The 24,879-nt window shown below is 47.7% G+C and carries 20 protein-coding genes; 10 read left to right on the top strand and 10 right to left on the bottom strand.

The features are described from left to right. Window positions 1-5 precede the first annotated feature (5 nt). Genes BMZ56_RS17475 through BMZ56_RS17460 form a run of 4 tightly spaced genes read right to left on the bottom strand, consistent with a single transcriptional unit; the run spans window position 6 to window position 3,490 of the window. The gene (locus BMZ56_RS17475) at window positions 6-812 is read right to left on the bottom strand and encodes a hypothetical protein (protein WP_090628838.1); all 807 of its coding nucleotides are present in this window, start codon (window positions 810-812) and stop codon (window positions 6-8) included. Beyond that, window positions 812-1,537, bottom strand: a complete 726-nt coding sequence (locus BMZ56_RS17470; RefSeq protein WP_090628837.1) for a YebC/PmpR family DNA-binding transcriptional regulator — start codon at window positions 1,535-1,537, stop codon at window positions 812-814. Before BMZ56_RS17470 ends, BMZ56_RS17475 begins: the two co-directional genes overlap by 1 nt. After that, window positions 1,521-2,492, bottom strand: a complete 972-nt coding sequence (locus BMZ56_RS17465) for an NAD-dependent epimerase/dehydratase family protein (RefSeq protein ID WP_177195190.1) — start codon at window positions 2,490-2,492, stop codon at window positions 1,521-1,523. The genes BMZ56_RS17470 and BMZ56_RS17465 overlap by 17 nt, the downstream gene beginning before the upstream one ends. 32 nt (window positions 2,493-2,524) lie before the next feature. Beyond that, window positions 2,525-3,490: a lamin tail domain-containing protein gene (locus BMZ56_RS17460; protein ID WP_090628834.1), complete on the bottom strand. Its 966-nt coding sequence runs from the start codon at window positions 3,488-3,490 to the stop codon at window positions 2,525-2,527. Between the two features lie 150 nt (window positions 3,491-3,640). On the opposite strand from BMZ56_RS17460, the gene BMZ56_RS17455 reads away from it, so the two are divergent. The 3 genes from BMZ56_RS17455 (at window position 3,641) to pncA (ending at window position 6,383) form a co-directional block, all read left to right on the top strand. Further along, complete coding sequence (locus tag BMZ56_RS17455) at window positions 3,641-4,630, top strand: aspartate-semialdehyde dehydrogenase (protein WP_090628833.1); 990 nt, start codon at window positions 3,641-3,643, stop codon at window positions 4,628-4,630. 129 nt (window positions 4,631-4,759) lie between these two features. Further along, complete coding sequence (locus BMZ56_RS17450) at window positions 4,760-5,767, top strand: hypothetical protein (RefSeq protein ID WP_143072955.1); 1,008 nt, start codon at window positions 4,760-4,762, stop codon at window positions 5,765-5,767. Window positions 5,768-5,792: 25 nt separating this feature from the next. Next, on the top strand, window positions 5,793-6,383 hold the full coding sequence (pncA, locus tag BMZ56_RS17445; RefSeq protein WP_090628830.1) for a bifunctional nicotinamidase/pyrazinamidase: 591 nt from the start codon (window positions 5,793-5,795) through the stop codon (window positions 6,381-6,383). On the opposite strand, the gene BMZ56_RS17440 is transcribed toward pncA, so the two are convergent. Next, window positions 6,359-9,190 (bottom strand): outer membrane beta-barrel protein, encoded by a 2,832-nt coding sequence (locus tag BMZ56_RS17440; RefSeq protein ID WP_090628828.1) that lies wholly within the window; start codon window positions 9,188-9,190, stop codon window positions 6,359-6,361. The genes pncA and BMZ56_RS17440 overlap by 25 nt on opposite strands. 199 nt (window positions 9,191-9,389) lie before the next feature. On the opposite strand from BMZ56_RS17440, the gene BMZ56_RS17435 reads away from it, so the two are divergent. Together BMZ56_RS17435 and BMZ56_RS17430 are read left to right on the top strand one after the other, a co-directional pair. Next, window positions 9,390-9,938: a TetR/AcrR family transcriptional regulator gene (locus tag BMZ56_RS17435; protein ID WP_245893279.1), complete on the top strand. Its 549-nt coding sequence runs from the start codon at window positions 9,390-9,392 to the stop codon at window positions 9,936-9,938. Between the two features lie 10 nt (window positions 9,939-9,948). Continuing rightward, window positions 9,949-11,658 (top strand): glycoside hydrolase family 3 protein, encoded by a 1,710-nt coding sequence (locus BMZ56_RS17430; RefSeq protein ID WP_090628905.1) that lies wholly within the window; start codon window positions 9,949-9,951, stop codon window positions 11,656-11,658. A 21-nt stretch (window positions 11,659-11,679) separates the two neighbouring features. Here BMZ56_RS17430 and BMZ56_RS17425 read toward each other — a convergent pair whose 3' ends face one another. The 3 genes from BMZ56_RS17425 to BMZ56_RS17415 form a co-directional block, all read right to left on the bottom strand. Further along, entirely contained in the window at window positions 11,680-13,254 is a 1,575-nt protein-coding gene (locus tag BMZ56_RS17425) for a glycoside hydrolase family 10-like protein (protein WP_245893278.1), read from the bottom strand. Between the two features lie 58 nt (window positions 13,255-13,312). After that, entirely contained in the window at window positions 13,313-13,516 is a 204-nt protein-coding gene (locus tag BMZ56_RS17420) for a hypothetical protein (RefSeq protein ID WP_245893281.1), read from the bottom strand. Window positions 13,517-13,652: 136 nt separating this feature from the next. Then, window positions 13,653-14,150 (bottom strand): DUF5684 domain-containing protein, encoded by a 498-nt coding sequence (locus tag BMZ56_RS17415; protein ID WP_090628826.1) that lies wholly within the window; start codon window positions 14,148-14,150, stop codon window positions 13,653-13,655. Window positions 14,151-14,392: 242 nt separating this feature from the next. Between BMZ56_RS17415 and BMZ56_RS17410 the strand changes: the two genes are divergently transcribed. The 3 genes from BMZ56_RS17410 to BMZ56_RS17400 all read left to right on the top strand — a co-directional run bounded on the left by BMZ56_RS17410 (window position 14,393) and on the right by BMZ56_RS17400 (window position 18,232). Further along, complete coding sequence (locus BMZ56_RS17410) at window positions 14,393-15,817, top strand: L-serine ammonia-lyase (RefSeq protein ID WP_090628825.1); 1,425 nt, start codon at window positions 14,393-14,395, stop codon at window positions 15,815-15,817. A gap of 20 nt (window positions 15,818-15,837) precedes the next feature. Next, window positions 15,838-16,671, top strand: coding sequence for an MBL fold metallo-hydrolase (locus BMZ56_RS17405; protein ID WP_090628823.1), 834 nt, complete (start codon window positions 15,838-15,840; stop codon window positions 16,669-16,671). A 79-nt stretch (window positions 16,672-16,750) separates the two neighbouring features. After that, window positions 16,751-18,232 carry a S41 family peptidase gene (locus BMZ56_RS17400; RefSeq protein WP_090628822.1) on the top strand — a complete coding sequence of 494 codons (1,482 nt, stop codon included), beginning with the start codon at window positions 16,751-16,753 and terminating at the stop codon, window positions 18,230-18,232. Here the strand turns inward: BMZ56_RS17400 and lipB are convergent. Then, on the bottom strand, window positions 18,222-18,920 hold the full coding sequence (gene lipB / locus BMZ56_RS17395) for a lipoyl(octanoyl) transferase LipB (RefSeq protein WP_090628820.1): 699 nt from the start codon (window positions 18,918-18,920) through the stop codon (window positions 18,222-18,224). The two genes, BMZ56_RS17400 and lipB, sit on opposite strands and share 11 nt — an antisense overlap. After that, a complete protein-coding gene (gene hflX, locus BMZ56_RS17390; protein ID WP_090628818.1) occupies window positions 18,920-20,119 on the bottom strand; it encodes a GTPase HflX in 1,200 nt (399 codons plus the stop codon). The genes lipB and hflX overlap by 1 nt, the downstream gene beginning before the upstream one ends. Before the next feature lie 338 nt (window positions 20,120-20,457). Between hflX and BMZ56_RS17385 the strand changes: the two genes are divergently transcribed. Together BMZ56_RS17385 and BMZ56_RS17380 are read left to right on the top strand one after the other, a co-directional pair. Further along, on the top strand, window positions 20,458-21,165 hold the full coding sequence (locus BMZ56_RS17385; RefSeq protein WP_090628817.1) for a DNA alkylation repair protein: 708 nt from the start codon (window positions 20,458-20,460) through the stop codon (window positions 21,163-21,165). 116 nt (window positions 21,166-21,281) lie between these two features. Continuing rightward, window positions 21,282-24,857: an alginate lyase family protein gene (locus BMZ56_RS17380; protein ID WP_245893277.1), complete on the top strand. Its 3,576-nt coding sequence runs from the start codon at window positions 21,282-21,284 to the stop codon at window positions 24,855-24,857. The last annotated feature ends 22 nt before the right edge of the window (window positions 24,858-24,879 follow it).

The following is a 24,879-nucleotide window of genomic DNA, read 5'->3' as shown; positions in this document are numbered from 1 at the left end:
GCTAATTATTCGTTATCCTCATTTTTTTTGTTGGTGATTCCCGGCTTAAAGCGTGGCTTGAACCCCAACGGTTTCGTGGGCGTTTGCTCCGGGGGTTCGTTTTGCGTACCAGTTTGGGCCGGTGGCTCCTGTTGATCTGGTTTCTGTTGTTCCGAATCTCCTCTTGGCTCCGACGGTGCGGCGGGTTTTGTTACGCCTGGCTTAAAGCGTGGTTTGAACCCCACGGGTTTTGCAGGTACTTGCTTCGGAGTTTCTGTTGGCTCGTCTGTTTGAGCGGGTTTCTCCAGTTGGTCTGGCTTTTGTTGTTCCGGATCTTTTGTTGGCTCTGCAGGTGTAGCAGGTTTGGTTACACCTGGCTTAAATCGAGGTTTGAACCCCGAAGGACTCATTGAAGATGATCCGGCAGGAGGTGCAGCTTTTCGAGGTGTCTCCTCTGCAGCGGGTTTGTTTTCGGCTGCCTTATTCTCCACGGGTTCTGCAGGTGTAGCAGGTTTGGCCGCACCCGGCTTAAACCGAGGTTTGAACCCAGTTGGAGGTGCATTTTTCGGCAACGTATTTCCTTCTGGGATCGGCGTCGAAATATCGACGGATGTCGTCGTAGCAGTAGTTATAGTATTGGTTTTTATAGTCGCTGGTTCTGTCAACAGATAGTCTTTGCGGAGCCGATTGAACCAATATTTTTTAGTATGGTCAAAACTTTTTTCGCCCATCTGTTCGTAGTGGCCGCGGAATTCCTCATATAAATCCGGTTTGGTGCGTTGCAATAGCACCAGATCGATTTTCTTTTTGATGAAAAATTCCTCAAAAGTCATCAGCCCATGTTATGATATACAGCCTGTACATCGTCATCTTCCTCGATTTTGTCGATCAATTTGAGTACTTCAGCTGCATCTTCCTCAGAAACTTCCGTATTCGACAAGGCAATTCGTTCCAGGTTCGCACTTTTTATTTCAATGCCTTTTTCTTCCAGCAAACGTTGCATATTGCCAAAATCTTCAAACGAAGTTTGCGCTACTACCACATCGTTCCCCTCTTCATCTGCTTCTACATAAAGTTCTTCCAGTCCGCCGTCGATAAGTTCCAGTTCCAATTCTTCCAGATCTATATCTTCTCCCACGATAAACCGGAAAATGGATTTGCGTTGGAAGATGAAGTCCAATGAGCCGGTTTTACCCAAGGTGCCGCCTGCTTTGCTGAAATAACTGCGTATATTGGCCACCGTCCGATTAGTATTGTCTGTCGCGGTTTCAATCAGAACAGGCACACCGTGAGGGCCATATCCTTCGTATACATGTTCTTCGTAACCCTTAGCGTCCTTATCCGAAGCTCGCTTGATCGCGGCTTCGATACGGTCTTTCGGCATATTTACGGCCTTGCCATTTTGGATGGCCGTGCGCAGACGCGAGTTGCCTTCGGGATTAGGGCCGCCTTCTTTGACTGCAATAGCGATTTCTTTGCCTAAACGCGTAAATTGCACAGCCATTTTGGCCCAACGCTTAAATTTGCGCTCTTTCCTGAATTCAAATGCTCTTCCCATCGTTATATCTGTATTTTTCTTTAAGATTTGTTAGCATGTCTGCGGTGATTTCGCTGAGATTGAATCGGGGATTCCATCCCCAATCCCGTTGTGCCTCGGTATCATCGATGCTATTGGGCCAGCTATCGGCAATGGCTTGGCGCGGATCGTTTTCATCATATGTGATGACAAACTCCGGCAAGTAATTGCGGATTTCATCGGCCAGTTTGGCTGGAGTGAAGCTCACGCCCGTCAGGTTATAACTAGATCGGATGCTGAGATTTTTTGCCGGAGCATCCATTAATGCCAATGTACCGCGGATCGCATCATCCATATAAAGCATGGGTAATGCGGTATCAGGGGCAAGGAAACACGCATAGTGATTGCTTTTCAACGCCTCGTGGAAAATATGTACCGCATAGTCGGTGGTGCCGCCCCCCGGTGCCGCTTTCCAGCTGATGATGCCGGGATAGCGGATGCTACGTACATCCAGCCCATATCGGTTGAAATAATATTCGCAGATGCGTTCTCCAGCGAGTTTGCTGATGCCATAAACCGTGTTAGGATCCATTACTGAATACTGTGGCGTATTCGTTTTGGGAGAATGAGGCCCGAAGACGGCAATTGAACTCGGCCAAAATATTCGTTTAACGTTGTACTCGATGGATAGATCCAACACATTTAGCAATCCGTTGATGTTCAGGTCCCAGGCTTGGCGGGGATGCTTCTCTCCCGTAGCCGAAAGCATGGCCGCCAACAGATAAACTTGCGTGGGGCGGTATTTCGTAAATAGTAAATGTAACGATTTCCGATCCAACACATCGATGATTTCGAACGGCCCCTCGGAATCGGGTATCTGCGGCTCCCGTATATCGGATGTTACCACTTGTTGCGCCCCAAACTTCGCCCGTAAGGCAGTTGCCAGCTCCGTTCCGATCTGGCCGTTTGATCCAATGATAACGATCCGTTCATCCATCGGTTGCAAACTTAGCAAAATTTCCATTTTCGTCACAGCCTAGCAGCCAATACGAAACTCAGACGATACATTTTTGTTGTTCCCTCGGGGTGATAGGTCTCCACTACGGCTACGTAAATTCCGATGGGAAGCCGTTGTCCGGCATCCGACAAACCATCCCACGTAATGCGGCCTTGGGTGGCAAGGCTTTGGTTGCGTTGCAGTTTTTTTACCAGCTGCCCGTTGGCATTGTAGACATCGATATTGGTCATAAAGCCATTTTGTTGGAGGAGATACGTGATTTCCAACTCGTCCTCAAAGCCATCGTTGTCCGGTGAAAAGGTTCGGGATTTGAGGAAAAATCCATATCGCTCGGCGTCCACAGGCGACTGGGAATTTTGGTATCCGGGTGTCGCACCGCCAGTTGCTGTGGCCGCCGAACGGAAGTTTCCCGGCAAGTTGGTAGGCGTTGAGAAATGTTGCCGTTCCAGCGAAATGCCTTTCGGGATGGCCAGAAATGGCGACTGCATCTCCGACGTATAAAAGAGACTGTCAATAGGAGTGCCATTGCTGTACACGACCACACCTCCTGTCTCATTGTTGAAATTTGGCAGCGTCCGCATTTCTATAAACGTAGTTGGGTCACTGTGCGGATAGTGCTGCCGGATAATCGAGGGGCTGGTCGTAAGTACTTTATATTCGTCAGGGTAGATGAGAATGGATCGCTCAGTTACTTTTTTGCGGCTACCCGCCACACCTTTTGAATTGACACCGGCAATATAGAGGTGCTGTAAATCGATGGTTTTGCCGGAGTAATTATATAGCTCAACAAAATCAACACCGTCTGATTTCGGATTCGAGAGAATCTCGTTAATAATGATATCGCCGGGTTCAACAGATAGTATACCGTTTTGCAGGTAATAACCCCGCTGCAGCTGCTGAAGTGAAGAATCATCAGATTGCAAAAGAGACAGAAACATCGGCAGTAAGCTGGATAATAGGAATAAATTGTTTTTCATGGGTTTGAAGACTGATAAACAATGGGTTTTGGTGAAAGGTTTTTACAATTCCTTAGCCTAATGTTGAGCCAAATTTCGTATGTTTGGCAGCTTTAAAAATTAAAGGTAAACATTATTAAATTTAGTTCACAAAAAACAACAAGGTAAAAAATGAAAGTGGCAGTAGTCGGCGCGACCGGACTGGTGGGTTCGGAGATGTTAACGGTGTTAGCAGCGCGTAATTTTCCCGTAACAGAATTGATTCCAGTAGCTTCCGAGCGAAGCAAAGGCAAGGAAGTCGAATTCAAGGGAAAGAAATATAAGGTGGTTACACCCGACGAAGCCATTGCACTTAAACCGAACGTGGCTTTATTTTCGGCCGGGGGGGGTACATCAACGGAATATGCCCCAAAATTTGCGGCTGCCGGTATCACCGTCATTGACAATTCTTCCGCTTGGCGTATGGACCCGACGAAGAAACTGGTGGTGCCCGAAGTAAATGGAGATGTACTATCTGCAGAAGATAAAATCATTGCGAATCCAAACTGTTCTACGATCCAGATGGTGGTCGTGCTAAAACCATTACATGAACAATATACGATCAAACGCGTCGTCGTGTCTACGTATCAATCCGTTACCGGTACGGGTGTAAAAGCGGTGAAACAATTGCAGGACGAGCGCGCGGGCGTGGAGGGTGAAAAAGCTTATCCGTATCCCATCGATTTGAATGTCATCCCGCAGATTGACGTATTCCAGGACAATGGATATACCAAGGAAGAGATGAAGATGATCAAGGAAACCAATAAGATTATGGGCGATGACAGCATCCGCGTAACAGCTACCACGGTGCGTATCCCGGTCGTTGGGGGGCATTCCGAGTCGATCAATATTGAATTCGAGAACGATTTTGACCTGAATGAAGTGCGGACGCTGCTTGCCAAGCAGCAGGGAGTGATCGTAATAGATAATCCGGCAAATCTGGAATACCCCATGCCAAAAGATGCGCATGGCAAAGATGAGGTTTTTGTAGGCCGTATCCGCAGGGATGAAAGCCAGCCCAAAGCCCTGAATATCTGGGTGGTGGCCGATAACCTGCGCAAAGGCGCAGCTACCAATACGATTCAGATTGCGGAGAAACTGATTGAAAAAGGGCTGTTATAAATACAACGTGTAAATAAATGAGATAAAAGCATCCGCCGTCGGCGGATGCTTTTCTTTTTACCGATATTTCTAAACGCGGGGTAAGGGTAATCCACGTCGTTGTTGTCTTATGCTGAAAACAACAATAAAATGGCAAAAAATAACAACTCCCTTATCTCAGTCCGATTGCTGGCTTGTACGCTATTGACATTTATGCTATCAGCGCATGTCGCAGCACAGCACGGTAGAACAAACCACGCGCATGTCGGTATTATTTATCCGCTCAGCACCAATGGCAAAACAGCAGCCTCAGATACCAATAAGTTTTCGCTGCACTTGCTGGCAGGGATTTCACAGCAGGAAGATGCCCTTTTAATTGCCGGGATTTCGGGTATCGTCAAAGGCAATGCCTACGGAACGTTGGTGTCCGGGATATCCAACCATGTGGGCAAAGAAGCAGATGGTGTACAGGTAGCGGGAATTTTGAATCACATCGACGGACGTGCACAGGGAGTTCAGATAGCGGGTTTAGTCAATTCCACGGGGAATGCCCAAGGCTTACAAATAGCTGGATTGATGAACAAAGCAGGGAATGCAAACACACAGGTGGCGGGATTGATCAACGTAGCAAAAAAGGTGAAAGGAGCTCAGATAGCTGGATTGATCAACATAGCAGAGGAAAGTGATTATCCGATAGGCATCCTTAATATCATCAAGGAAGGGGAAATGCAACTCGGGCTTGCCACGGATGAGGGTGGAAATGCGATGGTAACCTTGCGGTCGGGCGGAAAAGTGATGTATGGCCTGTTGGGTATCGGCTACCATTTTGGCTATGAGGAAGCCCGTTATGTGATCGAAGCAGGTTTAGGTGCACACCTTATCACCGCAAAGGCCTTTCGGCTCAATGCCGAGCTGGCAAGTGCAGCGATGACCAATTTTGAAGAGGGGGTGTATGGCAGGCAGAGCCTGCGCGTACTTGCAGGCTACCGGATTGTTCCGCGGTTCGAAGTGTTTGCCGGCCCCACGTTTAACCACTTGATGTTTGAGAATGACCAACCCGATATCCGGGATAACCGCTATCTGTGGACGTCGCATGGAGACGACGTATTCAACGGATTCTATCTCGGTGGAATAGTTGGAGTGCAATTTTCACTTTAATCCCGAAATTCCGTAGGTTTGTTAGATGCATGCCTTGATTATCGTTGATATTCAATATGACTTTCTTCCAAACGGATCCTTAGCGGTGCCATTGGGCGATGAGATTATCGAGCAAGTTAACCGGATACAGCAAGATTACGATTTGGTAGTAGCTACACAGGATTGGCACCCTGCCGGCCATAAGAGCTTTGCTTCGGCCCACGCGGGCCGTAAGCCGTTTGAAATCATAGACCTCAATGGACTGGAGCAGGTATTATGGCCGGACCACTGCGTGCAGGGAAGTGCCGGGGCTGAGCTAACCGATCTGTTGGATACACACCGCGTCGAAGCCATTTTCCGTAAAGGAACAAATCCCGAGATCGACAGCTACAGCGGGTTTTTTGATAATGGCAAACGTAAGAACACGGGTTTGACTGGTTATTTACGTGATAGAGACGTGACCACGGTTTCAGTTTGCGGCCTTGCGGCGGACTATTGCGTGTATTTTACTGCGATGGACGCATTGGAACAGGGTTTTGATACATATATCGTTGAAGAGGCCATACGTCCGATAGACGCTTCCGGTTATAGAGATAAGCGCGCAACTTTCCTTCAGCGCGGAGGGAAGTTGCGCTGATTGCTTCTACCACCCTTGCTCCTTCCCCCTCCGAAATGCCTTACGTTATACGTAAAACTCAACAGAAAATATTGTTGGAGCGCATTATTCAGGCTATCCTGTATATACCGTTCGCTGATGCTGCGGTTGATGTTTGTATTGCGGTTGAGCAGATCGTACGCCGATAATGTGATTTCACCTTCCTGTCGTTTGAATAATTTTTTGCCGATGGAAGCATTCCACAGGATAAACTGTTGATCGTAACCTTCTGCAAGCCCCTGGTTATAGTTGTAGTATAAAGAGGAGGCCGCGCGTATGCCTTTCCAGAAGGTGTAGGCCACGTCGTTGCGAATGATCTGATTGTAATAGTTGTAGCTCAGATCGGTATTGGAGTTGTTTCGTACGACGCTATAGTTGCCCATATAGCTTAGGCCAATGACCAAATGCGGTCCGAAACGACTGTTCGCCCCGATACGCTGGTTGATGCCATACGAGTTGGAGTACGTCTCCACATGGTTAATCAGTCCGATATCGTGGTTTTGGTATAAATTGGTGCTGAGGTTAAGGTTGATTTTCCACGGTTTGATGGGCGTGCCATAGGTGGTATGAACCCGCACGCTGTAGTACCCGTTGATGTTTTCCGGACGTGTAAACTGTCCACCGGCGCCCAACAGCACTTCGGGTGCGATTAATGTATCTTTGCTCGCAATGTAGGTCGAATTTACGATTCGATTATTAGAAAATTCAGCATTTACATTCGCCGAAAAATTACGTCCGGTTTCGCGTTTTACGCTGTTGAACCGAAGATTGAGTCGGTGACCAAACTCCTGTTTTAGGTCGGCATTGCCAGTGCGTATGTTCAGCGGGTTTTGGTTATTAATCACGTCCTGCAATTGGCTGATGGAAGGCGCATTGGTGGCCGAATTATAGCTGATCTGTGCTTCTTTGTCACGGGAAAAGTGATAAGAAAAACTTGCATTGGGCAGGTAACTGCTAAAATGGCTTCCCGTAATGCGAGCATCCGGAAAGGTGCGGTGATTGTTGATTTTGGCATCCTGAAAATCAATGCCCAGCTCGAAGCGGAAGGAATCCCGTTTGGCGATTTGATAAGACAAACCGCCGCTTTGATAGGTATAATCATTCCTGAATTCATTGGAAAGCTGTTTATTAAACTCCCCAAGCTGGCCGGTCTCAATCAGAAATTCAAACGTTTCCCGGTTGGAATAGTTGGCCGTATTGCGGAGGCTATAGTTGGCCTGCACACGGCTATGCTGACCCAAGGGCTCTGTATAGGCCAGTCTACCGGTAATACCATTGCCATATCCATTTGTGTTGTTCTGGTTGCTTACGGTATCGGTACGGCCGGAGGTCTGGGCCTCGAAAAACTCGTTGAGCGAGTAGGTATGTACCAAGCCCTTATTGGAATTGGTCGAGCCGTTTGCGCTTAATGAAACGGTTCTTCCCGGTTTGCCCAAACGTAGCCGATAATCCAGACTTCCACTGAAATTGAAATTGAAGTTGTCATTATCATTGGTACGCTTGGATGCATTGATCGGGTCGTCGGTGGCCGATACCATACGGCCGTTGGAAAACAACGTGCGATTATTTTGTTGAAAGGACAAGCTGGGCCGAAAATCAATGCGCTGGCTGGAATCGATGTCGAAACGCACACGCATATTGGCCCGGTGGCTGTAATTGATGCTGTTTGATTCTTGATTTTGGGTGTTGAACTGGTTGGCATTGGAACCAATCAGGTATTCCCGGTTGGTCAGGCTGTTTGTCGTATTGCTTGTGGAATTGAAGGCGTAATTGGCATTGAAGTCCAACCGTTCATCCAGCCATTCGTTATTGAAGTTGGTCGAAACGTTGTTTGTCCGGTTGATACCCCTGCCATTGCCTCCGTCCGCCGGATTGCCACGGTTTCTTCCACCCCGGCTATTTCGCCCGCCTCCGGACTCTCCTCCTGCAATACTTGCCATGGAAAAATCCGACTGGTTGACGTTGTTGGATACGGCGAAGATGGTAAAGCGCTTATCGCCGTTAAATAGATTCAGGTTTCCACCGGTATTGTATCGCTCACTGGCCCCATACCCCCCTGCGGCGCGGCCAAAATACCCGTGCCTGCGATCGGGTCGGGTAACGATATTGATCACTTTCCGCCGTTGCCCGTCGTCAAATCCGGTAAACTGCGCCTGCTCGCTTTTTTCATCGATGATCTGAATTTTTGAAATAATATCTGCGGGTAATGTTTTCAGCGCGATACGCGGATCGGTGCTGAAAAATTCCTTGCCATCCACAACGATCCGTTGCACGTCTTCACCCTGTGCTTTTATCTGCCCTTCCTCATCAATTTCTACCCCCGGAATCTGCATCACTAACGCGTCTGCATCCGCATAAGGTTCGGTACTAAAGGCTGCGGCATCGAATTCAGTGGTATCTCCCTTAAGTACGGAAACGGGCGGGGCAGCAATAATGGCTACCTCTTCCAGCGCCCGGTATTCGGGAATTAGGCGGATACTCGTCGGTTGCGGCGGACCTTCGGAAGGTATGTGAATAGTTAAATAGGCAGGCCGGTATCCAAGGAAGTTTACCTGTAATCTGTATCTACCTGGCGGCACTTGTTTCAGTTGAAAATTCCCGGCGGCATCGGTAGCGCGTTGTTCCAATAATGAATCGTTGGATGTGAACAACCGGAGGTCGGCACCGTGTAAGCCAACATTATCGATGCTGTCTAAGACTTTACCCCGTATGGCCTGCTGCGAGAGAGCAATCAGCGAGCAAAAAAGCAAAAACAACACTAGGTAATAGCGTTTATACAGGTTGTTCATCGTTAATTTTAGTATCTGTGTGAATAATTTAGTAGGTTAAGACGTTATTGATGCCCCAACGTTTAATCGTAAATGCTTTGTTACAGCGGATTTTCAGCAAATTTTCGTTGGGTTTTTGTTAAGTTTTCTTCTTTTTCTTGATTTGGCTATTGCAACCGTTTTTTGAGTAATATATTTGCAATTCATTTGGTAGGAAGCGATGATGAAGCGAAAAGCAGAAAGCAGGAAGGAAAAAATAATGCGGGAGGCACTTTTGTTATTTGCTGAAAAGGGCTATATCGATACCTCAACAAAAATTATCGCTCAACGGGCGGAAGTTTCCGAGGCACTCATTTTTAAACATTTTGGAAATAAGGATGGCCTGCTATTTCATTTGATTAAGTCCGGATACCGGAGGGTTTTGCAACATCATCGCGGAATGATGATTTACAGGGATGCCAAGACCTTCCTGCGGAGTATGATTAATTTACCGAAAGAACTGGTCAGTGAAGAACCCTTATTCTGGAAATTGCAGGAGCGACTGTCGCACCATGAATTTTCCCGTCAGCAGCATGAGCTTTTTATGAAGCCGGTTTATCCGGTTATTAAGCGTGCGTTTAGCGAACTGGGGTACGGAAATCCCGAACTGGAAACTCAATTGCTGCTGATGATCATCGAAACGCTGTGGAAAAAGGAAGCAAATGGGGAGCTGAGTCACTCTGCTGAGGTGGCCAAATTGCTCGAAGCTAAGTACGGTCTTGCCACCTAACATGAGAGAGATGCTCAAAAAAGCTGTCTTTATTGTTTTTGCCTTGTTGTCGCTATGTTCCTGGGTGGTCGGCCAACAGCGCGGTGCATTTATTCCTTTTATAAATACGCAGCATGCATGGGTAGATTCGGTATTCAATACCCTCAGCCAACGCGATAAAGTAGCTCAGCTTTTTATGGTGCGCACCCATACCAACCTGGGGCAGCGGTATATCGATTCGGTGGCGGATGTGTTGCAACGGGAACAATTGGGCGGGATTGTCTTGTTTCAGGGAGGACCGGTGCGACATGCGCAGGCGATCAATCGTTATCAACAATTGTCGAAAGTGCCGCTGTTGGTTGCTTTTGACGGCGAATGGGGATTGGGTATGCGGATGGCGGATTCTACCCTTTCCTTTCCGTATCAAATGGCATTGGGGGCTATACAGAACGAAGCCTTGATTTATCAGATGGGACTTGAAATAGCGCGCGACTTCAAGCGGCTTGGGGTGAACGTTAATTTTGCACCGGTGGTAGATATCAACAACAATCCTCGCAATCCGGTTATTAATTTCCGTTCATTTGGTGAAGATAAACAAAATGTGACTCGTAAAGGGTTTGCCTATATGAGGGGAATGATGGATGGAGGATTGTTGACGTCGCTAAAACACTTTCCGGGGCATGGCGATACCGATGTGGATTCACATTATGACCTGCCGCAGCTAAAATTCACTGCCGGACGATTAGATTCCCTTGAGATGTACCCATTCCGCGAATTGATCAAAGCCGGGGCATCGGGTGTGATGGTCGCGCATATGAACATTCCAAGTCTGGATAAGACTCCTAACTTGCCCTCATCGCTATCCAAGCACATCGTCACCAATGTACTGAAAAAGCGGCTCGGTTTTCAGGGACTTACGTTTACCGATGCAATGGACATGAAGGGGGTAGTCAAACATTTTCCAAATGGCGAAGCGGATGTTCGCGCGATTTTGGCGGGAAATGATTTGCTGGAACTTTCGCAAAATAGTGCACGGGCAATTGATAAGGTATTGCAGGCGATCAAGCAGGGACGACTGACCCAGCAGGATATCGATGACCGTGTTAAGAAGATACTGGCAGCAAAATATTGGCTGGGCTTGGATACGTTACGACCGGTAAACCTTAACCACCTGTATCAAGACATCAACAGGCGCCAGACTCAATTGTTGAATCAGCGGTTAGCAGACGCTTCCATGACGTTGCTCAACAGCGATAGTTTGATTAACGCATTGAATTATAACAAACGAACCGCAATCATTAGTGTAGGAGTTACGCAGATTTCCGAATTCCAGAATATGCTCGGGTGGCGATTTGATAATCATATGAATTACGTGCTATCTCCCCATGCTACGGCAGATGACGTGGCCGCAGTGGCCAGCGAACTGACTCGATATAGCCAGGTGATTGTAGCGATTCATGACGACCGTATTCGACCAAGGAGTACCTTGCCGTATAACGGAACCGTGCGCCTGTTCCTGAATGAATTGGCTGGAATGAATAGTGTTTTCTGTGTATTTGCCAATCCGTATGCGCTCGCCGGATTGCCGGGAGTGGAACAAGCGAAATCCATTCTCGTAGGTTATCAAAATGATCCCATCATGCAGCGGGCGGCTGCCAAAGTTATCCTTCGGCGTTTAACCCCTTCCGGAAGGCTACCCGTTACCATTAATTCTTTTTTCCGTTATGGCGACGGGAGATAAGAAAGAATCAAAAGCAAGAGGTTACTCGATATACATTTCACGTACATTCGAAGGGGCGCTCTCATTTTTTATGCGGTCTATGGCAGTCACCACATATCGGTAGTAGCCATTTTTGCGGGTCAGGTTGTCCGTGTACGTCAGCTGCTTGCTATCATACGTAATATACAGGATATTCTGCGGATTATTGAGATCCAGTTCTTCGCCTTCGTTGAATCGATACACAACATAGCCGTAGGCTTCGTCACCATCTGCTGCCGTTGCCGCTGGCAGCCAGTGCAATATCACAGAAGTCCGGTTTTCTGCTACCGTGGCCAGCAGGCCGAAAGGGGGTTCGGGTGGAACACTATCCAACCAAGGCATCGTGGGAGGAAGTGACTTGTAACGGTATAGATTGTATTGCAACGAATCCCTAAGGCCAGCGACGTTATTGCTGATATGCTTGGAGCTGTAGTAGACGCTCCCTTGTGCATGGGCATGCTGCCGAGCATACCGCACCTGGTTAGGAATCTGACTGCGTTCCCGCCAGCCTTCGCGGTTTTCGTTGGCCCGGTATGCCGCGTGACCAATGTAAAAATGCCTGCCGTTAACGTGCTGAGCCCACCAATCAGCCAAAACTTCGTAGGGAGCGGAAGGATTGCCAAAGGGAAAATAGATCTGTGGATTGATGTAATCGACCCATCCTTCTTCCAGCCATTTCAGTGCGTCTGCATACAACTGTCGATAGCCACTTAGGCCCGAAGACGCCGAGCCACGTGGGTGGTCTTTTTTATTATCCCAAATACCAAAAGGGCTTACCCCAAACTTGATGTATTTTTTTTCTTTATGCACGCTATCTGAAACCTTTTGGATCAATAGATTGACATTGTTTCGGCGCCAATCACCTACATCATGGAATCCGTTTGGATATTTCCGGAACGTTTCCGCATCCGGAATAGGCTTGCCGCGATCCGGATAAGGGTAAAAATAATCATCAAAATGGATGCCGTCGATGTCGTAATTGCGTACGATATCCATGACGATTCCGGTAATGTACTCCCTGACTTCCGGTAAGCCAGGGTTGAACAATTTCTTTCCGCCGTAAATGAAAAACCACTGGGGTTTTTGACGGGTAATGTGATCGGCTGTTGTATTGGCAGCTACCAGGTCAAACGTGGCCCGGTAGGGGTTGATCCATGCATGCAATTCCATGCCGCGCTTATGCGCTTCCTCAATGGCAAACGCCAATGGATCATAAAAAGGAGATGGTTGTTGTCCGGGCTTCCCCGTAAGGAAACGGCTCCATGGTTCCTTGCTTTTGGCATAGAACGCATCGGCCGAAGGCCGTATTTGCAGCAGGATGGCATTAATGCCTGCCCGTTGATGATTGTCTAACTGCTGTATGAGCTCCGCCTTTTGCTGTGCGGTGGTTAAGTTATTGGCAGAAGGCCAGTCAATATTGACTACGGTTGCGATCCAGACGCCCCGCAGTTCACGCTTGGGCAGTATATCCAGAGGCGGATTAGGGAAGCCATAGCCACAAAAAGAAAACAGCGATAGGAAAGTAATCAGTAGGAAACCCCGGCAAACACGAACAGTACTCATTTCCAATGTCATCATCCGCCACAAAGCTAACGCCAAAATTCGTAAATCTAAAATCCAAAATCGTACATCTATCCTACACGTGCCCGCTCCAAAGTTTTAGTATATATACACCAATTACAAACCAACCGCAAGCCACGGCCAATATCTTCATAGCAATATCCCGCTTGTCAAACCCGACTTTCCATTTCACGAGGGCATATAACAAGACAATCAACAAGGGTATGGTGGGCGGATAGAGATGATAGCTTTCTGCCCAATTACCATTGAATAGGGACAATAGCGAACGCTGGAATCCGCAACCTGGACAATCTATTCCCGTAAGCGACTTGAACGGACAGGGCAATAAAAAATTTTGCAGCCAGGAGGACGTCTCCAGGCTGCAAACGGCCCACGCAAATTGGGCACTTGAAATATTATACCGTTGGATTTTGTGGATTGTTTTGATCGTCAAACGAATCTTTTATGTTGTCGAAGTCATTCTTCAGGTTGTTAAAGGAGTTGCCACCCGTCGCTTCCGCAGCGGTAGGCCCAATGTACCGGGCATCTCCGAAGCCCAGGATCGGGAATACCACGATTCCAAAAAAGAGAGCTAGTATGGTCCACAGTGGCACCTCTTTGCCGAAGCTTTTCATCAACAGATTGATCAGCCAAATGGAGAAAATGATGTTTACACAGGGCACCAGGGCCGCAACAACACCCCACCATATGGGTTTGCCTACAATCTCGGCGATGATGATCATGTTGTAGATGGGAATAATCGCAGCCCAACCGGGCTTTCCCGCCTTCTCAAACATTTTCCACAGACCAGCGATGTACAAGACAATGATGGCCAAATAAAAAATGATCCCGATAATGCCGATACCTGCAAATAAACCACCGCTCATACCGTCATAATTTCCATAGTTATCCATGACTTTTAGTTTTGATGATGAGGAAATAATTAAATTGATTAGTATTTGTCTGTAATTCAGTTCAAACTTAAATAAAGTTCTTCTTATATGCAATACGAAACCTACTGCATTAAGAAGAAATTTATCGATTTACTCCGCCACCGTTGAAAACTTTTTGTCAAAGAAACCTGCCGTGCATCCAACATGTTATTAGCTGAAATAAAAGCAATACCTTTGCAAACGTACCCGATACAGAATACGAAATGAAAGAGCAGATTTCAGTTTTTGACATGTTTAAGATCGGCATCGGGCCGTCCAGCTCGCATACGCTCGGGCCTTGGCGTGCTGCTCAGCTATTTACACAGAAACTGGTAGCAAATGATGTACTTAGGCAAACAGAAGCCATAAAAATCCTGCTTTACGGTTCATTGGCCAAAACAGGCATGGGGCATGGTACGGATATCGCAGTATTACTGGGGCTAAGTGGAGACGATCCGGTTACCTTTGCGGTAGACGAGGTAGCTCCCAAGATTGCACGGATCAAACAGCAATGCCGACTAACACTGGGCGGGTCGCATGAACTGCCTTTTCAGTATAAAGACGACCTGCTATTCCTGTACGGGGAAAGTCTTCCCTTCCATCCGAACGCTGTCACGTTTCAGGCGTTGCTGACTGATGGCACAGCCGTAAGTGAAACCTATTATTCCATCGGCGGTGGCTTTGTGGTGCAAGAGGGCGATAAGGGCGGAAGCAAGCAAGAGGTCGATCTGCCATTCCCAATACAGAATGCCCATGACCTGCTGATGGGGTGTATGCGTACCGGGCTTAAAATTTCCGAACTGGTATTGGAAAATGAACAGGCATGGCGATCGGAAGCGGAAACTAAGGAAGGGATTCTTCACCTATTTGAGACCATTCGGGATTGTATCTACCGGGGATGCCATACAACAGGTTCGTTGCCCGGTGGACTGCAGGTCGAACGACGAGCCCATAAACTTAATAAACGGTTGATATCGGGCAGACCTTATGCCGATTTCGAGAGCTGGATAGGGGCTATCCGTGCGGGGGGGAATAGTTTTCAGTATACGCTGGACTGGGTAAGCTGTTTTGCGTTGGCAGTCAACGAAGAAAATGCTTCCTTCGGACGGGTAGTTACGGCGCCGACGAATGGTGCAGCAGGGGTGATTCCCGCGGTGTTACAATATTTCATTGCTTTCCACGATGGTTTGTGCGAAGACCACGTCATCCGGTTTATTGCCACGGCTTCCGAAATCGGGAGTATCTTCAAAAAAGGAGCTACCATATCAGCTGCAATGGGGGGATGTCAGGCAGAAATAGGTGTATCATCTGCCATGGCAGCAGGAGCACTTACCGAACGTCTCGGCGGTTCGCAAAGGCAGGTGCTTATGGCGGCTGAGATCGCCATGGAACATCATTTAGGCCTTACTTGTGATCCCATTGGCGGATTGGTACAAATCCCGTGTATCGAACGCAACACCATGGGAGCGATCAAGGCGATCACGGCGGCGCAATTGGCCCTGCAATCCAATCCGGATAAAGCGAAAGTAAGTCTGGATGCGGTGGTCAAAACCATGTGGGAAACGGCTCAGGATATGAATGCAAAGTATAAGGAAACCGCCGACGGTGGATTAGCCGTGAATATTCCGTTGAGCTTGCCTGAGTGTTAATTTTTTCATTACTTTGTGAAATGCCCCTTTTCATCAGTTCAGTCGCATCAGGCAGCAACGGCAATTGCTATTATATTGGTAATGGCAGAGAGGCAATTCTCGTGGATGCAGGTATATCCTGTCGGGAAACCGAGAAACGGATGGCAAGACAGGGGCTGTCTATGCAGCAGGTGAAGGCTATCTTCGTATCCCATGAACACACCGATCACATAAGGGGATTAAGCGTATTGGCTAATAAGTATCAACTGCCGGTATTCCTGTCGGATGGTACTCGTGCCGGTTGCCGGTTGGCGATACCTGATCGCTTGCTGCATCCGTTGGCCGATCTGCAAACCGTGACGGTGGCCGACCTGGAAATTACTTCTTTCCGGAAATTCCACGATGCCGCAGATCCCCATAGCTTTCTCATAAATAGTGGCGGATATACGGTGGGTGTGTTTACAGACATCGGCCGCGTCTGCGAACGAATGGTGGATTATTTCAGTCGTTGCGATGCTGCCTTCCTGGAAGCCAATTACGATGTGGACATGCTCATGCAGGGCCGCTATCCTTTTTTCCTCAAAAACCGCATCCGCAGTGGTTACGGGCATTTGTCCAACACGGAAGCCCTGGAGTTATTTAGACAATACCGGTCTCCCAAACTGAGCCATCTATTTCTGTCGCACCTATCGCGAGACAACAACGATCCAGAATTGGTGCATAATTTGTTTAATGAGCACCGCGGAGATACGGAGATCATTGTGGCGGGACGTTATGCCGAGACTCCTGTTTACCGCTTAGGCGACAAACCCACATTGATGCGCAGTGAATGGAATATCCAGATCGAAGTAACCCATGGATACATTTCGACATAAAGGGTGAAACAAACATCCCCGTTTACCTGTTTATATCAAGATTTTTATTGAGATTTGATTGATCTTTAATTCTTCTCCAATGCACACGATACTTTTCAACCGAATAACAGTGAGTCATGCTGTATGGATGGTAGCGGCTGTTCTTTTGCTGGTTACGGCCTGTAAAAAAGAAAATGGTGGAAATGTACAGCCCTCCCAAAATGAAAAAACCAATCAATGGGTAATTGAGAATATGCGCGATGTATATTATTGGAATACTTCGATACCTCAGGATCGGAATTTAGATTTCGATCTCGGCCCTGAAGAATTTTTTGACAAAATCCTACACCCAGACGATCGGTTTTCGTGGATTCAATTAGCCAAAGATTTGGAAGACGACCTATCGGGGGTTTCCACGACGGTGGGGTTGGGCATCGGATTGCTTCAGATTAACCAAGCTGGCGAAGTAATTATTTCTGTCCGCTATGCATTGGAAGGCTCTCCAGCGGATGAAGCGGGGATTGAACGTGGGGATATCATTACCGAAATCAATGGCCGCGCATTGACGGTTGAGAATTACCAGGAAGTGCTAGAGCCCTATTATGGTTCCGCCACCTTTCGTGTACAACTGGCGCATATCAATGAAAACGATCAGATTGTGGTTGACCAAGAGATAGAACTTACGCCGGTCGAGCGGTTTCAGGAACAAGCTATTCACCTAGACACCGTCATTACAACCGCAGGGGGCAAAAAAGTGGGATACCTGTTTTACAATCGATTTCTGAATGAACAGCCCAATGAACTGTTGGATGCTTTTTTTAAATTTAAGACTGCAGGTGTAAGTGACCTCATATTGGATTTGCGGTATAATGGTGGAGGCGGTATATGGATCGCGGCGATTATGTCAGGCCTTATTCAGGCTAATTTCAGGGAGAACGATCCCTTTATCGAATATAAGTACAATAGCAATTACGATGATGAAACACTTACCTACTATCAATTGTTCGGAGGCGATTCTGACGATGAAGAGGAAGTCGAGTCTGCAGACGAAGTCGTGAGTGCAATCAACGAATTGAATTTGAATTTACCTAGGGTATATATCCTCGCAACCAACTACTCAGCTTCCGCTAGTGAACTGGTTATCAATAACCTACGGCCATTTTTATCCGACGCAAATGTTATACACATCGGTGAAACGACCGTGGGTAAAAACGAAGGATCCATTACCATCATTGACGAACGCGAGCCTCCTGAGATTGAGTGGGGGATTCAGCCGATCATTGTGAAACTGGCTAATAAAAATGGATTCGGAGACTATCCAAACGGTTTAGATCCGCAGTATGAGGTCGACGAGTGGGATTACCTGCCATGGGCGCCGATCGGTTCTTTGGACGATCCGTTGTTGGCCAAAGCGCTTGGCCTTATCGATCCGCGTATGCAGCCGATCGCGGCTAAGACCATGGGAGTGAAGGCGCAAACGGCACGTAAGCTTCACGCGGTGAAGGTTGCAGGTTTCGAAGACGAGCTCAACAGACCCGTACCGGTTGATATTGGTCGCCCGAAAAAGCCATTTATCCGATAAGTTCCATCTCAAATAGTTTTGCAATATGACCCTTTAACAGGTTCTTCACCGCATCCATATCTTGTGGCGCACCTAGTTCCCGTTGCATAGACGTTACATCTTTGTCATCGATACCGCATGGCACGATGTGGTCGAAATATGCGAGATCAGCATTCACATTGAAAGCGAAACCATGCATAGTCACCCATCGACTCGCCCGTACACCCAAGGCGCATATTTTGCGGGCTCGGTCGTTGTCTGCATCCAGCCATACTCCCGTATATCCGGGGTAACGACCCGCTGCAATGCCATAGTCAGCCAACGTGCGGATAACAGCTTCTTCCAATGTGCGGAGGTATAGATGAATGTCTGTAAAGAAATTATCAAGGTCCAGTATAGGATACCCCACAATTTGTCCAGGCCCGTGGTAAGTGATGTCGCCTCCGCGGTTAATCTTGTAAAAGGCTGCCTGTTTTTCTACCAGTCCAGTTTCATCCAGGAGCAGATTTTCCGGTTTGCCACTTTTGCCCAATGTGTATACATGCGGATGTTCCGTGAACACGAGGTAATTGGCGGTGGGCCTTGTCGTGCCATTCACGCGGTTTGCCGACTTTTGTGCGATTACCTCCGCAAATAATGTTTCCTGTCGATCCCATGCGTCTTGGTAGTCTACTCGCCCCCAGTCTTGAAAAGTTACCCGCTTGTTCATCAATATAACAAATTATCGTATGGATATCTTTCCGTATGCATGCTTACCACCTTATCATACAACAGTTTTCTGAATTCTTCTACATTTGTTTTATCGATAGCCGATATGAATACCGCGGGGCTGTTATGCTTTGCCATCCAGCTGCTTTTGAAGTCTTCTAACGATACGGGTTGCGGTTCTGTTTCCCTATCGTCCTCATGCGGTTCCGAGTAGGGACGGTAGGCATCAATTTTATTGAATACGGTGATGGTCGGTTTATCCAGTGCACCTAAATCTTTAAGGGTTTCATTGACTGCCCGGATGTGGTCTTCAAAACTGGGATGGGAGATATCCACCACGTGCAGCAAAATATCTGCTTCACGGACTTCGTCCAACGTGGATTTGAAACACTCAACCAAGTGGTGGGGCAATTTGCGGATAAAACCAACGGTGTCCGACAGCAAAAATGGCAGGTTGTCAATGACAACCTTGCGTACCGTGGTGTCCAGTGTGGCAAACAGCTTATTTTCGGCAAAAACGTCTGATTTTGAAATCAGGTTCATGATCGTCGATTTCCCCACATTGGTATATCCTACTAACGCTACACGGATTAACTGACCCCGATTTTTCCGCTGTGTTTCTGCTTGTCGGTCAATGGATTTTAACCGTTCTTTCAGTAAAGCGATCTTGTTTAAAATCATCCGGCGGTCGCTTTCAATCTGGCTCTCCCCCGGACCGCGCATGCCGATGCCGCCGCGTTGCCGTTCAAGGTGGGTCCACATACGTGTCAGTCGGGGCAAGAGATATTGTAGCTGTGCCAATTCCACTTGGGTTTTAGCTTGTGCGGATTTAGCCCGCCGGGCAAATATATCCAGAATGAGATTGCTGCGATCGAGAATCTTTACATTTAACTCCCGTTCAATGTTGCGAAGTTGGGAAGGTGACAATTCGTCATCAAATACGACAATGTCTATTTCTTCCGCTTTTACATACGACTTAATCTCATCCAATTTTCCTGTGCCCACAAAGGTGGCTCGGTCAGGATGGCTGAGTTTCTGGGTAAAGACCTCTTTTACGGTACCTCCAGCGGTATCGACCAAAAACGCCAATTCTTCTAAGTATTCGCGTTCTTTTACTTCACTGGAATCCGGCAGGATAATGCCTACCAATACAGCGGTTTCGGGTTGTATAGCGGTGTCAAAAATCTTCTGTTTGGCCATGTATTAAAAAAATAAAAGTAAAAATAAAAAGTAAAAAATCCGAAGGCGCTTGTCACAAGCGGGAATGATAAAAACGGAGCTATAAAAAGGTGTACATGGCGTTATGGGTAACTAACAAAATGCAAAGATAAAGGTTTCCTGCCAAAGAAAAAAGCCCTGAAACGGGGAGAATCAGGGCTTTTAAACTAACCAATTATAAACCTAAATTATGAAAAGACAATTTTATATTTATGTTTTGTCAATAACCGTGCCAAAAATATTATATACGTATTTGATTGAATTTTGTCATCTTGTCGCAGCTTTTGGATTATATCCAGCAGTCTTAGTAAACTGAAAATATGGAGGTCATAGAGAAAATCAGAAATGAACTAACAGAACTCGCCGATGGAGAGGTTGTTTTATCACAACAACGATTCTTCAAAGAACCCATAAAAAGTTATGGTGTGAAACTTCCACTTGCAGCTGCTGTAGGGAGAAAGTTGATGAAGGAAACTAATAAGCTCACTAAGTCGGAGATCATTACATGCTGCGATATCTTATGGGAATCCGGGTATTTTGAAGAATCGATCATAGCCTGCAACCTAATGTACAGCATTCGGAAACAGTTTAAGCCGGATGATTTTTTGATAATAGAACGTTGGCTAAGGAAATGTGTAACCAATTGGGCATCGTGCGATACACTTTGCAACCACACGGTCGGTACGTTGATTGAGATGTTTCCCGTCAATTTGGAAAGGCTGAAGGATTTCACGCAGTCGGAAAATCGTTGGCTAAGGCGTGCCGCAGCTGTATCATTGATCATACCTGCCAAAAACGGCAAGTTTGTCAACGATATTTTTGAGATAACCGACAACCTGTTGGAAGACAACGACGACCTGGTACAAAAAGGATACGGTTGGTTGTTAAAGGCAGCAAGCAAGTCGCATCAGGATCAGGTATTTGATTATGTGATGAAGAACAAAAGCCGCATGCCTCGTACCGCATTGAGATACGCCATTGAAAAAATGGCAAAAGAGTTGAAAGAAGCTGCGATGCTTCGGCTCTAGGGCCCGGAATGAACAATTTACACCCCTTAATAAATCGATTAATACCCTTCTTTACCTGATCACCCCCTTACTTTTACGACTCAATTATGGTTACCAATAAATAGCTTTATCTTATCGTGAAACGTATTTGCCTCTTCATCGTAGGGCTTCAACTTTGCCTTGCATCAACGTCGCTAGCCCAGCAACAGCACCGGTTGACCGATGGCTGGGAATTTGTACGCCAGGACCTGGGCGGTATTTGGGAGTCTGTACGCCCGTATAAAGCGGGCGATCCACAGGCTTCTCCCAGTTGGGAGCCTGTGTCCCTGCCCCACTGCTTCAATGCTACAGATGCGGTAGCACCTAATGTAAATTACTACCAAGGCCCCGGATGGTACCGCACGTCCCTGGAGATTGCCAATCCCTATCAAAACGGGCGGATATTGTTGCATTTCGAAGGTGCAGGCCAAAAAACGGACGTCTATATCTATACCCAAAAAGTAGGTGAACATGTGGGTGGATACGATGAATGGTCGGTGGATATTACCGATGCAGTGCAAGCATTTCAAGCCACGGAGGTATATACGAAGCAATTCAAAGGCCGGATTCCATTATCGATCCGGTGTGATAACTCCCGCGATTTGGAGTTGATCCCATCCGATCTATCGGATTTTAATGTCTATGGCGGGTTATACCGCTATCTTAACCTAGTGTATGTACCGCCGCTATCGATAGACAAGCTCTTCGCAACCGCAACCACCGATAAAGCGGGTCAAGTAGGGGAAGTCAAACTGAGTGCGCGTCTTTACAACCCGGATAAGCTATCGGATGCGGAAGCTACGGTAGAACTGTTCGATGCCGAAGGGCGGGTTGTCGAAACGCAACAGCAGCCTATCGATATCCGCGACAACCAGGTCGATTTCGCTGGTTTCACGGTTAAACAGCCAATGCTTTGGTCGCCCGACCAGCCCCGGCTCTATACGGTTCGGATTGTCTTAGCAACCCAAACGGATACCTGTGTACATACCGAGCGGGTCGGTTTCCGCCAGTTCGAGTTTGCGCGGAAAGGTCCATTTTATCTCAACGGCCAGCGGTTATTGCTCCGAGGCACCCATCGTCATGAGGATCATGCCGGAGTGGCGGCAGCCATGACCGAAGACATGATTTGGCAGGAAATGCGCATGATGAAGGAAATGGGGGTCAATTTTATTCGTTTAGGCCACTACCAGCAATCTCGTATCGTATTGGAAGCTTGCGACAGCCTGGGCATTCTTGTTTGGGAGGAGATCCCCTGGTGCCGCGGCGGGCTCGGCGGTGATCGGTATAAACAACAGGCCCGCCGGATGCTTACCAATATGATTGAGCAACATTATAATCATCCCGCGGTGATTATATGGGGATTGGGCAATGAAAACGATTGGCCAGGAGACTTTGAAGTGTTCGATCAGCAGCAAATCCGAACCTTCATGAAAGAGTTGAACGACTTGGCACATTGGTTGGATCCGCTCCGCAAAACTGCCATCCGGCGATGTGACTTTTGTAAGGATATTGTCGACGTCTATTCGCCCTCCATCTGGGCAGGTTGGTACCGGGGAATCTATACAGATTATAAAACGGCCACGGAGGCTGAATTCAATAAGGTCGATCACTTCCTCCACGTGGAATGGGGGGGCGATAGCCATGCCCGGCGGCATTCGGAAAGTCCCGACAGGGGATTGTCGGAAGTGATGCATAGCACCACGGCTGACGAGCGTGCAGGCGATGCATCGCTGTTCGGTGGCCCTGCGCGTGTATCCAAGGATGGCGATTGGAGCGAGAGTTACATCTGCAACCTCATCGACTGGCACCTCAAGGAACAGGAAACGATGCCCTGGCTCACGGGTACCGCCTACTGGCCGTTCAAGGATTTTTCCACCCCCATCCGTCCGGAAAACCCGGTACCCTATGTTAATCAAAAAGGAGTAGTGGAGCGCAATTTCAACAAAAAGGAATCGTATTATATCTTCCAGTCCTATTGGTCGGAAAAACCCATGGCCCATATTTATGGACACAGCTGGCCGGTCAGATGGGGCGATGAAGGTGAGGAAAAGATGGTAAAAGTTTATTCCAATTGCGACAAAGCCGAACTCTTTGTCAATGGAGTAAGTCAGGGTATTCGTAAACGTGACAGCCAGGATTTTCCCGCTGCGGGTCTTCGTTGGATGGTCCTGTTACGTGAAGGAGAAAACAAGCTGGAAGTAATCGCACACAAAGACAGTGTTACCGTAAGAGATCACATCACGCAGGTTTATCAGACCGCCAAGTGGTCGGCTCCTGCATCCATACGGCTTGAGATGCTCGAAGCAAAGGTCGATACGGTTACCGTTCAGGCAACACTGCGTGATAAACAAGGGGTGTTATGCCTTGATGCCGCAAATTACATCTATTTTTCAGTGGCAGGCGACGGCAGGTTACTGGCCGATCTTGGCACATCAGACGGCTCACGTAAAGTGCAGGCATACAACGGCCGCGCGGTTATCCGCATAAAACGTACCGGCGATCGGATGGTTGCCGTAGCTGCAGCAGATAGCTTGGAAACAGCAATTCTGCCATTGGACTTAACCGATGCAAAACAGCGTGCAGCGGAGATGATCACGGCTACACTGCACGACCAGACAATGGAAGCAGCAGCTTGGGCACTTACCCAACAACCGGTTACCGTTACGGCAAGCATTGCCGCCCGAAGTGCCGGAAGCAAACACGATTTTTATTCAGAGGGCGACTATTGGTGGCCCGATCCGGAGCATCCCGATGGCCCTTACATCCGGAGGGATGGGCTTTCCAATCCGGATAATTTTGTAGATCATCGCTTGGCGATGATCCGTTTCAGCCGCGTTGTCGGGGCATTGGTGTCTGCATGGAAGCTTACCGGCGATGAAAAATACGTACGACACGCGCTCCGGCATGTGTCTGCTTGGTTCATCGATCCCGATACCCGCATGAACCCTTCACTCCTATATGCGCAGGCTATCAAAGGCCGCGTTACAGGGCGAGGTATTGGGATCATTGATACCATTCACCTGATCGAGGTAGCCAAGGCATTGGGTCTTTTGGATGAGGCGGGGTTACTCGACGAGGCGATGAGTCAAGGGACTAAAAAATGGTTTGCTGATTACCTGACGTGGTTAACGACACACCCCTATGGCATTGAGGAAATGAACGCAAAAAATAACCACGGAACATGCTGGGTTATGCAGGTGGCAGCCTTCGCTGGTTATACCGGAAATACCAATCTGATGCGTCAGTGTGCAGATCGGTATAAAACGGTTTTGCTTCCCCAGCAGATGGCCGGAGATGGAAGCTTTCCGTTGGAAATCGAACGGACGAAGCCTTATGGATATTCACTTTTCAATCTCGATGCCATGGCTACGATTTGTTCCCTGCTTTCGAAGCCGGGAGCGGATCTTTGGTATGATGCAATGGCCAATGGTCGCTCAGTCGGTAAAGGTCTACAGTATATGCTGCCTTTCGTGCAGGATAAAAGCAAGTGGCCCTATGCTGAAGACGTGATGTATTGGGATAACTGGCCCGTAGCCCAACCGTTTCTTTTCATGGGCGCGCTCGCGTATGGCGATCAGGAGCTTTTGCGCACGTGGATATCCCTTGAACATCAGCCTACCGAAGAAGAAGTAATCCGAAATCTGCCTATCCGATACCCACTATTATGGCTGTGAACATTTTTTACCCCTCTTTCAA

The sequence above is a fragment of the Parapedobacter indicus genome, from assembly GCF_900113765.1.
GTDB classification, from domain to species: Bacteria; Bacteroidota; Bacteroidia; order Sphingobacteriales; family Sphingobacteriaceae; genus Parapedobacter; species Parapedobacter indicus.
The sequence above is the reverse complement of the archived record's forward strand: the minus strand, read 5'-3'. Positions and strand labels throughout refer to the sequence as shown.

Bases quoted from the DNA above. Each gene is read 5' to 3' on its own strand.
- BMZ56_RS17475 (WP_090628838.1), bottom strand. From the start codon at position 812: ATGACTTTTGAGGAATTTTTCATCAAAAAGAAAATCGATCTGGTGCTA.
- BMZ56_RS17470 (WP_090628837.1), bottom strand. From the start codon at position 1,537: ATGGGAAGAGCATTTGAATTCAGGAAAGAGCGCAAATTTAAGCGTTGG.
- BMZ56_RS17465 (WP_177195190.1), bottom strand. From the start codon at position 2,492: ATGGATGAACGGATCGTTATCATTGGATCAAACGGCCAGATCGGAACG.
- BMZ56_RS17460 (WP_090628834.1), bottom strand. From the start codon at position 3,490: ATGAAAAACAATTTATTCCTATTATCCAGCTTACTGCCGATGTTTCTG.
- BMZ56_RS17455 (WP_090628833.1), top strand. From the start codon at position 3,641: ATGAAAGTGGCAGTAGTCGGCGCGACCGGACTGGTGGGTTCGGAGATG.
- BMZ56_RS17450 (WP_143072955.1), top strand. From the start codon at position 4,760: ATGGCAAAAAATAACAACTCCCTTATCTCAGTCCGATTGCTGGCTTGT.
- pncA (WP_090628830.1), top strand. From the start codon at position 5,793: ATGCATGCCTTGATTATCGTTGATATTCAATATGACTTTCTTCCAAAC.
- BMZ56_RS17440 (WP_090628828.1), bottom strand. From the start codon at position 9,190: ATGAACAACCTGTATAAACGCTATTACCTAGTGTTGTTTTTGCTTTTT.
- BMZ56_RS17435 (WP_245893279.1), top strand. From the start codon at position 9,390: ATGATGAAGCGAAAAGCAGAAAGCAGGAAGGAAAAAATAATGCGGGAG.
- BMZ56_RS17430 (WP_090628905.1), top strand. From the start codon at position 9,949: ATGCTCAAAAAAGCTGTCTTTATTGTTTTTGCCTTGTTGTCGCTATGT.
- BMZ56_RS17425 (WP_245893278.1), bottom strand. From the start codon at position 13,254: ATGATGACATTGGAAATGAGTACTGTTCGTGTTTGCCGGGGTTTCCTA.
- BMZ56_RS17415 (WP_090628826.1), bottom strand. From the start codon at position 14,150: ATGGATAACTATGGAAATTATGACGGTATGAGCGGTGGTTTATTTGCA.
- BMZ56_RS17410 (WP_090628825.1), top strand. From the start codon at position 14,393: ATGAAAGAGCAGATTTCAGTTTTTGACATGTTTAAGATCGGCATCGGG.
- BMZ56_RS17405 (WP_090628823.1), top strand. From the start codon at position 15,838: ATGCCCCTTTTCATCAGTTCAGTCGCATCAGGCAGCAACGGCAATTGC.
- BMZ56_RS17400 (WP_090628822.1), top strand. From the start codon at position 16,751: ATGCACACGATACTTTTCAACCGAATAACAGTGAGTCATGCTGTATGG.
- lipB (WP_090628820.1), bottom strand. From the start codon at position 18,920: ATGAACAAGCGGGTAACTTTTCAAGACTGGGGGCGAGTAGACTACCAA.
- hflX (WP_090628818.1), bottom strand. From the start codon at position 20,119: ATGGCCAAACAGAAGATTTTTGACACCGCTATACAACCCGAAACCGCT.
- BMZ56_RS17385 (WP_090628817.1), top strand. From the start codon at position 20,458: ATGGAGGTCATAGAGAAAATCAGAAATGAACTAACAGAACTCGCCGAT.